This window comes from Shigella sp. FC1967 (genome assembly GCF_001743005.1).
In the GTDB taxonomy this organism is placed as follows: Bacteria; Pseudomonadota; Gammaproteobacteria; order Enterobacterales; family Enterobacteriaceae; genus Proteus.
In genome coordinates, this window is sequence record NZ_MIIZ01001431.1 from 1 (window position 1) to 12,553 (window position 12,553).

Sequence of the window (12,553 nt, forward strand, 5' to 3'; positions counted from 1 at the left end):
AAATTAATTTCAGCGCTTTGGCTCTAAGTGGCTCTAAACTATCGTCTTTACTAGCATGATAAAGATGACCTGATACCATTTTTTCGTATTCTGTCATTGTGATACTCCTAACTTAAAATAAAAACAGTTTGGATAAAGGGCAATATTTATTTCCTTATTCTAATGTTAATTAACTTAAATTAGCGCTGTTTTTAAGTCCATTAAGTGCGGCTTGATGAAATTGATGATTTAAATTAGCGGTTAAACTTTGTGATATAGCCGTCAGTTCAGTTCCTGCTAAAGTGGGTGAACCTGTGCCGAAAGGAGGACGAGGATCATACTCAATCGCTAATTCAACTAATTGCGCAAAATGTGTACCTAGTAATTGTTCTAATACTAATAATGAAGCATCAAATGAACCAGTTGCAGGCCCTGAAGTATAAATATTACCATCAATAACAACATCACTCCCTTCCACTGCTATGGCTCCCATATCAGGTAACATCGGAACAACATTTGAATTACTGGTCGCTTTCTTACCTTTTAATAACCCAGATGCTCCCAAAACCAAAGAACCATAACACGTACCAATAACATAACGCGCTTTATTACCCATTTTAGTGAAAAATGCCAATGTCTCTTTATCTTCAACCACCTCAGGTGGCACCATTCCAACCACTAAGACATCCAGATCTTCTGGGCACTCATCAAAAGTCATCGTCGGCATTGTTGGCCAACCAATATAGCCTTCAACTAACTCTATCTTTTTCCATATAAAATAAATTTCTGCGCTTGCAATAGTGAATACTGATTGAGCACCATTAATATCCATAGGCATAAAACCGGGACAAACAAAAATACCGACTTTAATTGGTTTAGTTTGTTGTTTACGCCCTTCTTCAACAAAGCTTAATAATTGAAGGCATATTTTTTCCATACCGCATTTCATTATGGTTCATTTCATTTTCCTATTTTGTACTGGTTAGTAAAATAATGGCATTTGTTTTATACTGAGTAAACACATTTCTTACTAATTGGTATAAAATGAAAAAAAAAAGGTCGACCTCGCCGTTACGATAGTGATGCTGCACTCGAAAAAATAATGGCATTATTTTGGCGTAAAGGATTTACAGCAACATCAATGGATGATTTAGTCATTGAAACTCAAATGAATAAACCTAGCCTTTATGCTGCATTTGGTAATAAAGCAGTATTGTATGAGAAAGCCATTGAGCGCTTTAATCATATTGCATCTACACGTTATCGCCATGAACTTGAGAAACAATCCTTACAAGATAAAGTGATAGAAAGAGTAAAGCGCTATCTAATTTCAGCTATCCATTTTTATACTGATAGTGAAGGATTAACTGGCTGTATGGTACTGTCAACCGCAGTGGCTGAGGTTGAAGACCCGACAATAAAAATGATGCTAAATCAGGTTATTAACGCACAAACTCAGCAAGTTGAAGATGCCTTACAAGAAGCATTAGAGGTAGGTGAGTTAAAAGAAGGAACAGATATTCATGCTATTGCTTTGGGTGTAGTTGCCCTTTTACATTCAATCTCATTGAGGGCAAGAGCGGGTGCCACAGTTAATGAATTACTGCCACTAGCTGATATTTCTCAGATTTTAATAATGCCTTATGTGTCAGATAATAATGAAAGTAAAGGCTGTTAATACAGCCATTTTATTAAGAATAAATACCATTAAATAGTAGTGAACAACCAGCAAAAAGCAGCATTACATCTAAAAACCATTGAAAAAAGTTTTGGTGTCAGTTTTAATACCAGTTTTTTGCCAAGATAATTTCCTACGACTAAGCCACAACCTACTAATGCCCCACTAATTAAGATAAAACTATTCACTGCGCCAAGTTGGTTAAATGTTAGGGCTTTGGTGAGATAAATAATAAATGAAGCGGCTGCTTCAGTCGCAAGTAATGGTCCTAATGTCAGACCATATGCAGAGAATACGGGAATAGTTAATGGTCCAGTGGAAAATACAATCCCAGTTAAATAACCGATAATTGCACCAGCAATAATAACTTGGTAGGTTTTCATTTTGATTTGATGCATGCGCAATAAGTGGAGCACGGGGATCATCAATATAAAAAACATTCCCATACCCATATTTAGCCATTTTTCAGGCATTACCCATAATGTATTAGCGCCAAGAATAACGGCAGGAATACCAAGTAGCAGATAATAAAATAGTGGTTTAAAACGAATACTGTGACGCCATAAATAAATACGCGATAAATTCCCCATCACTGAAGCTAACGCCATAATAGGTACGGCTTCCTTAGCACCAAACACATAGGTCAACGCGGGAATTAGCAAAATAGAAGCACCCGTTCCCACAACACCACTGATGACACCTGACAATATTGCCAATAAAATAACAGCGATAAAACCCATTATCATCCTTTAAGTTCAATAAGTTAAAGACGCCGTATCATACCTGTCTTCTTTATTTTTACCTGTGATAAAATGTCACAATGTTGTGAATTTTAATCAGAAAGCCGAATGAATAAACGATAACGAGAAAATTATGATGAGAAATCTTCCTCCATTACCTTCATTGCGTGCTTTCTTAGTCGCTTGCCACAGCCAAAGTTATACTGAAGCGGCACAGACATTATGTGTCACTCATGGCGCGATCAGCCGTCATATCCAAGTGATAGAGAAATGGTTTGGTGTCACTTTATTTAATAAGCAAGGTTTACGCCGAGTCCCCACTCCTTATGCATTGACACTGGCACAAGAGCTAAGTGACGTTTTTGATAGATTGAATGATATTAGTTTTCGTTATGGTAACGGTGGAAAAAACGATATTTTAAATATCAGTGTTCCTACAACGCTTTGTTTAAAATGGCTTATTCCACGAATGGAAGATTTTTATCTGCAATATCCTGATGCAAATATCCAAATTGCTTCAGCAAATAGCGAGCGATTTCATTTGATTAGTCATGATGATCTAATTATTCGTCCTCAACCTCAGCAACAAGAGTATTCATCTGTTGTTTTTTTAGAGGATAAGCATTGTTTAATTGCTTCTGCAAAATTTTTAAAACGTTACAATGTCACTCAATTTGAAGATGTTTTTAACTGTCCTGTTATTGATACGCTTACGCGCCCAGGACATTGGCAACAATGGTTAATCGCGACTCATCTCAATACACAACGCTCATTTTCACGTCATTATCGCTTTGATCACTTTCATATTTCTCTTCAAGCAATTATTGAAGGATTAGGCCTTGGTATTGGCCCTATTTCGATTTTATCGAGTGAAATAAATAACGGTACTTTAAACGTATTATTTCCAGATATCCAAATTGCCCCGATGAGTTATTACGCTTTAACACCATTAGGTGTTACAAAAAAACCAAAACACATCTTGATTTTGAACAATGGCTCACTCAACAAAAAAGTTAATTTCACTAATTAAATAAGTCATTGTTTTTCATAAAAGTGGTGATTTTAACGCTATTAATTACACTTTTTAAAACGACTTTACCATCATTTTATTAAAAAAATCTAATCATACCCTTCTTTTTATGAGTAGGTAAAAGCGCTAATCGTGCTGTTTTTATTAATTCATTATTTTCATCTGTCAAATTTATTAAATTCTTTTTAATTCAATGAATTAAACCTGTAAAATAAGTGTATTAACCTATATTTATTGTTTTAATTTTAAATAATCAGTTATAAACACTTATTGTTCAACTTAAATTAACGTTCTATGCTGATATTGATACATAAAATTTGTTAATTTATTTGCTGGCAATGAAGGACGATAAGATGTCTGTCGCTGTGACAAAAAAAGCAATAGAAAAACTAATTAATGGATATGAGTCTGATCCTTTTGCGCTTCTTGGTATGCATGAAACATCGGCAGGCTTAGAGATCCGTACTTTTTTACCTGATGCAATTGCAGTCAGTGTTATCGATAGAAAAAACGGCCGAAAAGTAGCAACACTAACGTGTAAACATCCTAGTGGTTTTTTCTGTGGCACTATCCCTCGTCGTAAACGTCGTTTTAGTTATTGTTTAGAGGTAACGTGGGAAAATGCTCAAGGTGTCGTTGATGATCCCTATCAATTTGGCATTTTATTGCAAGAAATGGATATTTGGTTTTTAGCGCAAGGCCACCACTCTCGCCCTTATCAATGTTTAGGTGCACATCCTGCAAAATTGGGTGATATCGATGGAATTACTTTTGCTGTATGGGCACCCAACGCAAAAAGCGTAAGCGTTGTGGGCGATTTCTCATTCTGGGATGAACGACGTTTTCCTATGCGATTACGTCGTGAAAGTGGAATATGGGAGCTTTTCCTTCCACAAGCTCATCTTGGTGATTGCTATAAATATTCTATTCTTGATGCTAATGGCGAACGTCGATTAAAAGCTGATCCTTATGCTTTTGAAACACAAATACGTCCTGAAACTGCATCAATTATCAATATATTACCCCCCATCAAACCAATGCCATTATCACGCCAGCAACGAAATCAACGCGATGCTCCTATCTCTATTTATGAAGTTCATTTAGGTTCATGGCGTAGACATGCGGATGATCAAAGCTGGTTAAGTTATCGTGAATTGGCTGAACAGTTAATTCCATATGTTAAAGAGATGGGTTTTACTCATATTGAGTTGCTTCCTATTAATGAACATCCTTTTGATGGTTCATGGGGCTATCAGCCCTTAGGGTTATATTCACCCACTCGTCGTTTTGGCTCCCCAATGGATTTCCGTGATTTTATTGAAGCGGCACATCAAGCAGAAATTAACGTTATTTTAGATTGGGTTCCTGGGCATTTTCCTGAAGATGACTACGGATTACGTAATTTTGATGGCACATCACTCTATGAATATGCTGATAGGCGTGAAGGATTTCATCCCGATTGGAATACGTTGATTTATAACTATGGTCGCAATGAAGTGCTGAATTACCTTTCTGGTAATTTATTATATTGGCATGAGCATTTTGCACTAGATGGTTTTCGTTTCGATGCTGTCGCCTCAATGCTTTATCGTGATTACAGTCGAAAAGAAGGTGAATGGATCCCAAATAAACACGGTGGGCGTGAGAATTTAGAAGCCATTGACTTTATTCGTTATACCAACAAATTACTGGGTACAACGTGTCCTGGTACAATTACGATTGCAGAAGAATCAACCGATTTCCCAGGTGTTACCTTACCGCCTGATGATGGAGGCTTAGGTTTTAATTACAAATGGAATATGGGTTGGATGCATGACACGTTAGCTTATATGCAACGTGATCCTATCTATCGTAAATTTCATCACAATCAAATGACTTTTGGCATGCTCTATGCCTATAACGAAAACTTTGTTCTGCCGCTTTCTCACGATGAATTTGTGCATGGTAAAGGCTCGTTAATTGGTCGCATGGTAGGCGATGATTGGCAAAAATTTGCTAATTTACGTGCCTATCTCGGCTTTATGTGGGCTTATCCCGGCAAAAAACTACTCTTTATGGGGTGTGAATTTGCACAATGGCGTGAATGGGATCACGACAGTAGCTTGGATTGGCATCTTCTTGAAGAGCCAAATAGTCCGCATCAAGGTGTTCAACATTTTGTACGAGATTTGAACCTTTCCTATCGAGCTAATGCTCCGCTTTATGAATGCGATTTTGAACGTGAAGGCTTTGAGTGGCTAACCGTTGATGATCACGATAACTCCGTTTTTGCTTTTTGCCGTAAAGATGCACAAGGCAATGAAATTATTGTTATCAGTAATTTTACGCCTGTTGTTCATCATAATTACGTTATCGGTATCAATAAAAAAGGGGCTTATCAGGAAATTCTCAACAGTGATTCTACGTTTTATAACGGCAGCAATGTCGGAAATTTAGGTGAAATAGAAACAACCACCAGTCCATTTAATGGCAAGCCTTACTCCTTATCATTGTCACTGCCTCCACTTGCGACACTGTATTTAAGATTGAAGGATTAATATGTCTTTAGATTATGGACGTCCTTTCCCAATGGGCAGTCATTATGATGGCTATGGTGTAAATTTTACACTCTTTAGTGAAAATGCGACTAAAGTCATTCTTTGCCTGTTTGATAAAGCAGGCAAAGAGATCCGCTACTCGTTACCAGGTAAAACTGGGGCAATTTGGCATGGGTACTTGCCTGGTGCAGGGCCTGGTTTACATTATGGTTATCGTGTTGAAGGCGAATGGAATCCAGAGCAAGGATTGTTCTATCAACCTCAGCAATTATTGCTAGATCCTTATGCAAAACAGGTGACAGGTATTGTTGATAATACATTACCTTACACTTCTCCTGTTTTTAACGCGTTAGAGCATGATGATAGTGCAGTGACACCTAAAGCCGTTATCACCGATGATAGTGGTTGTTTTTGCCATTCTTATAAAGAACAAAAGACTTATCAACGCTTAAATACGCCGTGGTCAGAAACCATTATTTACGAAGGGCATGTAAAAGGACTGACAAAACTGCATCCTGACATACCCGAAAAATTACAGGGTACTTATGCCGCATTAGGGCACCCTGCTTTTATTTCACATCTCAAAAAATTAGGTATTACGGCATTAGAGCTATTACCTATCCAATATCATTTAACAGAGCCGCACCTTCATAAAATTGGTTTAAAAAACTATTGGGGCTATAACGTATTAGCGCCTTTCGCTTTATCTACCCAATATTATTCTAATTCGGGTCGAAATATTATTGATGAATTTCGAGAAGCGGTAAGGAGTCTACATAAAGCCAATATTGAAGTGATTTTAGATGTGGTATTTAACCATACTGCGGAATTAAGTGATCAATTCGAAGGTTATATTGTTTCGCAACGCGGTATTGATAATCAAAGCTATTACTGGCTAAACGACGAAAACAAAGCTCAAAATTGGACAGGATGTGGGAATTCACTCAATTTAAGCCGCCCTGAAACAGTGCAGTGGGTTATGGATTGCCTGCGTTATTGGGTAACAGAATTTCATATTGATGGGTTTCGTTTTGATTTAGCGACAAGTCTTGGTCGAGTTCCTTATTTTGATTCTCAATCACCACTATTGACAGCGATTCGACAAGATCCACTCCTATCCCGTATTAAACTTATTGCAGAGCCTTGGGACCTAGGCTTTGATGGTTATCAAGTGGGGCATTTTCCTGTTCCATTTACAGAATGGAATGATAGCTATCGCGATACTGTTCGTCGTTTTTGGTTATGGCGTGATGTCTCTATTGCAACATTTACTGACAATATCACGGGCTCTGCAAAGCTGTATCACAAAAATGGCAGACCCCCCTATTCTAGCATCAATATGATCACGAGCCACGACGGCTTTACACTACGGGATTTAGTGAGCTATCAAAACAAACATAACGAGGAGAATGGAGAATCAAACTTAGATGGACATAACACCAATTACAGTGTGAATTTTGGTGAAGAAGGTTTGATAGTTAACGAAAAAATAAGTCAACACAGATTGCTTGCAATAAGGAACATGCTGGCAACATTACTGCTTTCTAGAGGAACACCTCATTTACTCGCTGGTGATGAAGTGGGTAATACGCAATATGGTAATAACAACGCTTATTGTCAGGATAATAAAGTCAGTTGGATCAAATGGTTTCAACAGCCTTACAACTTAACTGATTACATTCGCTACCTTATTGAGTTACGTCACCAAATTACACCTTTAAGTTCGCTCAGATGGTGGGAAGAAGAGAGTCAAAATATTATTTGGTTAAATCAAAATGCTCACCCTATGAGTCATGAGGATTGGCAGCAACTTCCCCCTTCACCATTACAACTTCTTTTAGCGCAACAATGGATCTTAATGTTTAACCCATTAAGAAATAGTGCTGTTTTTTCTTTACCTGAAGGAACTTGGTCTTGCTTGCTTGATACGGTTAGCTGGCCTGATTGTCACCCGACACAATCTCAGCATTGTGAAGTACAGCCTAACAGCATCACCCTTTGGCGAAATCGCGTTTTTAATACTCAGTCTTCTACTGAAAAATTACCCATTATTTCCTCCCAAGTTAAGTAATTTGATTGGAGTGCTATAACTATGATGACAACAGAACAAAGCCAAAAATTAATGTTGGCACAACAACTTCCTAAAGAGGCAATTGCACTCGTTTTAGCCGGAGGTCGCGGTACACGCTTAAAAGCATTGACTTCAAAACGAGCAAAGCCGGCGGTTTTCTTTGGTGGGAAATTTCGAATTATCGACTTTACGCTATCAAACTGTCTTAACTCTGGGATCCGTCGTATTGGTGTAATTACGCAATATCAGTCTCACTCATTGGTTCAACATATTCAGCGTGGTTGGTCATTCTTCAACGAAGATATGAATGAGTTTGTTGATTTATTACCCGCTCAGCAACGTTGTAATACCGGACATTGGTATATGGGGACTGCTGATGCGATCTATCAAAACCTCGATATTCTTCGTAGCTACAAAGCAAAATATGTCGTGATCCTAGCGGGTGATCATATTTATAAAATGAACTATGCGCGTTTATTACTTGATCACGTTGAAAACAAATCAAAATTCACCGTAGCTTGTATTCGTGTTCCTAAAGAAGATGCCTTCCAATTTGGTATTATGGATGTCGATGAAAATCGCAGGGTACTCAATTTTTTAGAAAAACCATCTATTCCACCTTGTATTCCAGACGATCCAGAACACTCATTAGCCAGTATGGGTATTTATGTCGTTGATAGAGACTACCTCTTTAATTTATTAGAAGAAGATAGCCGAGATCCAAATTCACACCATGACTTTGGCCAAGATATCATTCCTAAAATCACAAAGCGTGGTGATGTGCTTGCTCACCCCTTTGAGCTCTCTTGTGTCAGTTCAGATCCTTCAGTACCACCCTATTGGCGCGATGTAGGAACCATTGAAGCATATTGGTCTGCTAACCTCGATTTAGCCTCTGTAACACCAGAGCTTGATATGTATGCGAAAGATTGGCCTATTCGCACCTTTATGACCCCTTTACCGCCAGCCAAATTTGTTCAAGATAATCATGGCGAACATGGGCAAATGATGAATTCGCTCATTGCTGACGGTTGCATTATCAATGGTTCAACACTCTATTCATCTATTTTATTCCCGTTAGTTCGCGTTGAATCTTTCTGCCATATTGAAGATTCTGTGATTTTACCTGATGTGACGGTGAGTCATCATTGCTACTTAAAGCGCTGTATTATTGAACGTAGCTGTACCATTCCAGAAGGTACGGTTATTGGGATGAATGCAGAAGAAGATGCGGCTCGTTTTCACCGCACTGAAGAAGGTATCGTGCTTGTAACAAGAGAAATGCTTGAGCAATTAACATGTAAAGAAAGAGAAACGCCAACTGAAATAACCACAGAACAAAAACCTCAAAATGAGGAGGCATTTTCGTGAATGTCCTTCACTGTTGTTCTGAATTATTCCCTCTGCTTAAAACTGGGGGATTAGCGGATGTTATGGGCTCCCTGCCTTTAGCTCAGAAAAAAATAGGCTTAGACGCGCGGATTGTTATTCCTGCGTTTCCTGCTATCAAAGATAATATTCCCGATCTGAAATTAGTGACTCATATCGATACGTTTGCAGGTAATGTTTCACTGCTCTATGGGCAATACCAAGGTATTGCTATTTATCTTATTGATGCGCCTCATCTTTATCAACGTACAGGTAGCCCTTATCACGATACGCACCAACACGCTTATGGTGATAATGTTTTTCGTTTTGCCCTATTAGGCTGGATGGCAAGTGAGCTATCAGCAGGGTTAGATCCTTTATGGCAAGCTGATGTTGTTCATGCCCATGATTGGCATGCAGGACTTGCTTGTGCTTATCTCGCGATTAAACATTACTCTGCAAAATCTGTTTTTACTGTTCATAATCTGGCTTATAAAGGTGAATTTTCATCTTATCACCTGCATCAACTTGAATTACCTGATGACAGTTTTTCAATTAATGGACTGGAATATTATGGTCAAATTTCATTCCTAAAAGCAGGTCTATTTTATGCCAATCACATTACGACAGTCAGCCCAACGTATGCTAAAGAGATAACCACTCACGAGTTTGGTTACGGTTTAGAGGGGTTATTACGTCAACGTGCTTATGAACAGCGCTTAAGTGGCATTTTAAATGGTATTGATGAAGCGGTTTGGGATCCTGCAACAGATAACTTAATTACGTGTCGTTATGATATTAAAAATCTGAACAAGCGCTTAGAAAACAAAACGGCATTACAGAAAAAATGTGGTTTACCCGTCAACAATAATGCACCTCTTTTTGCGGCTGTAAGTCGTTTAACTTCGCAAAAAGGGCTTGATTTAGTTATTGAAGCGCTTCCTGATATTGTGGAACAAGGTGGTCAGTTTGTTTTATTAGGTACTGGCGATAGCCATCTTGAAACCGCCTTTTTACATGCTCAACAACACTATCCGCAAAATGTAGCAGTACATATTGGCTATGACGAACGTTTTTCACACCAAGTTGTCGCGGGTGCTGATGTGATTATGGTGCCTAGTCGTTTTGAACCTTGTGGATTAACGCAATTGTATGGTTTGAAATATGGTGCCCTACCTTTAGTCAGACACACCGGTGGATTAGCCGATACGGTTAATGATTGTTCATTAGAAAATTTAGCGCATCACCAAGCAACGGGGTTTGTTTTCTATGAAGCAACATCAGATTCTCTGCGTCAGGCGATAAATCGTGCCTTTACCTTATGGAGTATGCCTAAACAGTGGCAACAAACTCAGGTTGATGGCATGAACCAAACTATTTTTAGTTGGGAAACTGCTGCAAAAACGTATGCGGCACTGTATCAACATTTATAGACATGATGTCTATTTGAATCCATGGATAACAAAAAGAGATTTATAATGAAAAACTTATGTGCATTTGATTATCTATCACCCGATAAGGATATTGAATCATTAAAACGTTCAATTGTTTATAAACTGATGTTTATCGTTGGTACGTCACCCAAATATGCAACACCAACAGATTGGTTAAATGCCACATCCTATGCGATTAGAGACCGTTTAGTTGAACGCTGGTTAAAGTCAACCAAGGCAGAACTTTCACCGAAAATAAAACAGGTTTATTACATTTCGATGGAGTTTCTTATGGGGCGTTTTTTAACGAACGCTATGCTCTCTTTAGGTGTGTACCACGAAGTCAAAAAGGCATTAGAAGAGTTAGGTCTTGATCTTGAGAAACAGATCGAACTTGAGCCTGATCCTGGTTTAGGTAATGGTGGTTTAGGTCGTTTGGCGGCTTGTTTTCTTGATTCTTGTGCCACACTAGGTTACCCCGTCACAGGTTATGGTATTCGTTATGAATACGGAATGTTCCGCCAACAAATTCAAAATGGCGAACAACATGAAGTTGCGGATAACTGGCTTGAAAAAAGGCAATCCTTGGGAATTCCCTCGCCATGATCTGCAATTTAAAGTGGATTTTGGCGGACGTTTACAGCAAGAAGGCGAGAAAAAATTTTTGGGTTGATACCTTAAATGTGATGGCACAACCTTATGACTCCATTGTTCCCGGTTATAACACACAAGCGACAGATACCATTCGTTTGTGGTCAGCCAAATCAAATGTTGCCTTTAACTTAGGTAAATTTAATCAAGGTGAATATCTAGAGGCAACAGAAGCAAAAGATCGCTCTGAAAATATTTCTCGTATTCTCTACCCTGATGATTCAACAATGTCGGGTAAAATGTTGCGTTTACAGCAAGAATACTTTTTAGTGAGTGCTTCTGTTCAAGATATTTTGCAACGTCATTATCATCTGCACCAACGCTTTGATAATTTAAAAGATTTCATTGCAATTCACCTTAATGATACTCACCCTGTTCTTGCTATTCCAGAGTTAATGCGTCAGCTGATTGATAATCATGGATTTAGCTGGGATGAGGCATGGGAACAAATTAATCATATATTTTCATATACCAATCATACTCTCATGGGGGAAGCATTAGAGACTTGGCCTGTTGATATGCTAGGTCGTTTACTTCCTCGTCATTTACAGATCATTTTCCAAATCAATGATAAATTTTTGAAACACGTTATAGCCCAATTCCCTAACGATAACGACTTATTACGTCGTGTTTCTATTATCGATGAAGAGAATGGCCGTAATGTTCGTATGGCATGGTTAGCTGTTATCATTAGTCATCAGGTTAATGGTGTCTCTGAACTTCATAGCCAATTAATGGTGCAATCTTTATTTGCTGATTTTGCGATGATCTACCCTAAGAAATTCTGCAATATTACCAATGGGATCACACCACGTCGCTGGTTAGCATTAGCAAATCCTTCACTTTCTAAAGCAATTGATAGCCATATTGGGACAAATTGGCGAACTAATTTAGAGCAATTGGGTGAATTAATGCCATTGATAAAAGATAAAAACTTCTTATATCAATTAAAAGATTCAAAACGTATCAATAAACAAAACCTTGCGCAGATTATTAAGGAAAATCTAAATATTGATATTAATCCTGATGCGCTATTTGATGTACAAATCAAACGGATCCATGAATA

Annotated in this window: 8 protein-coding genes and 1 pseudogene; 7 read left to right on the top strand and 2 right to left on the bottom strand. The window is 38.1% G+C overall.

The genetic code is table 11. The annotated features are described in order from the left end of the window. Window positions 1–169 precede the first annotated feature (169 nt). Window positions 170–916, bottom strand: a complete 747-nt coding sequence (locus BHE89_RS22685; protein ID WP_286146428.1) for a DJ-1/PfpI family protein — start codon at window positions 914–916, stop codon at window positions 170–172. A 165-nt stretch (window positions 917–1,081) separates the two neighbouring features. Here BHE89_RS22685 and BHE89_RS22690 point away from each other — a divergent pair, with 165 nt between their 5' ends. Next, complete coding sequence (locus tag BHE89_RS22690) at window positions 1,082–1,657, top strand: TetR/AcrR family transcriptional regulator (protein WP_128860789.1); 576 nt, start codon at window positions 1,082–1,084, stop codon at window positions 1,655–1,657. A gap of 29 nt (window positions 1,658–1,686) precedes the next feature. On the opposite strand, the gene BHE89_RS22695 is transcribed toward BHE89_RS22690, so the two are convergent. Beyond that, window positions 1,687–2,397 (bottom strand): sulfite exporter TauE/SafE family protein, encoded by a 711-nt coding sequence (locus BHE89_RS22695; RefSeq protein ID WP_286146429.1) that lies wholly within the window; start codon window positions 2,395–2,397, stop codon window positions 1,687–1,689. Window positions 2,398–2,530: 133 nt separating this feature from the next. Between BHE89_RS22695 and BHE89_RS22700 the strand changes: the two genes are divergently transcribed. The 6 genes and pseudogenes from BHE89_RS22700 to glgP all read left to right on the top strand — a co-directional run. Next, window positions 2,531–3,427: a LysR substrate-binding domain-containing protein gene (locus BHE89_RS22700; protein WP_286146430.1), complete on the top strand. Its 897-nt coding sequence runs from the start codon at window positions 2,531–2,533 to the stop codon at window positions 3,425–3,427. A 353-nt stretch (window positions 3,428–3,780) separates the two neighbouring features. Beyond that, window positions 3,781–5,964, top strand: a complete 2,184-nt coding sequence (gene glgB / locus BHE89_RS22705) for a 1,4-alpha-glucan branching protein GlgB (protein WP_069367156.1) — start codon at window positions 3,781–3,783, stop codon at window positions 5,962–5,964. Between the two features lies 1 nt (window position 5,965). Further along, the gene (gene glgX, locus BHE89_RS22710; protein WP_069367155.1) at window positions 5,966–8,035 is read left to right on the top strand and encodes a glycogen debranching protein GlgX; all 2,070 of its coding nucleotides are present in this window, start codon (window positions 5,966–5,968) and stop codon (window positions 8,033–8,035) included. A gap of 21 nt (window positions 8,036–8,056) precedes the next feature. After that, window positions 8,057–9,406, top strand: a complete 1,350-nt coding sequence (gene glgC, locus BHE89_RS22715; protein WP_069367154.1) for a glucose-1-phosphate adenylyltransferase — start codon at window positions 8,057–8,059, stop codon at window positions 9,404–9,406. Then, window positions 9,403–10,836 (top strand): glycogen synthase GlgA, encoded by a 1,434-nt coding sequence (glgA, locus tag BHE89_RS22720; protein WP_069367153.1) that lies wholly within the window; start codon window positions 9,403–9,405, stop codon window positions 10,834–10,836. The genes glgC and glgA overlap by 4 nt, the downstream gene beginning before the upstream one ends. Before the next feature lie 45 nt (window positions 10,837–10,881). Continuing rightward, window positions 10,882–12,553, top strand: a pseudogene (gene glgP, locus BHE89_RS22725) (glycogen/starch/alpha-glucan family phosphorylase); the annotation flags it as partial.

Coding starts and splice junctions, on each gene's coding strand:
- BHE89_RS22685 (WP_286146428.1), bottom strand. CDS start 916: ATGGAAAAAATATGCCTTCAATTATTAAGCTTTGTTGAAGAAGGGCGT.
- glgC (WP_069367154.1), top strand. CDS start 8,057: ATGATGACAACAGAACAAAGCCAAAAATTAATGTTGGCACAACAACTT.
- glgB (WP_069367156.1), top strand. CDS start 3,781: ATGTCTGTCGCTGTGACAAAAAAAGCAATAGAAAAACTAATTAATGGA.
- BHE89_RS22695 (WP_286146429.1), bottom strand. CDS start 2,397: ATGGGTTTTATCGCTGTTATTTTATTGGCAATATTGTCAGGTGTCATC.
- BHE89_RS22690 (WP_128860789.1), top strand. CDS start 1,082: ATGGCATTATTTTGGCGTAAAGGATTTACAGCAACATCAATGGATGAT.
- BHE89_RS22700 (WP_286146430.1), top strand. CDS start 2,531: ATGATGAGAAATCTTCCTCCATTACCTTCATTGCGTGCTTTCTTAGTC.
- glgX (WP_069367155.1), top strand. CDS start 5,966: ATGTCTTTAGATTATGGACGTCCTTTCCCAATGGGCAGTCATTATGAT.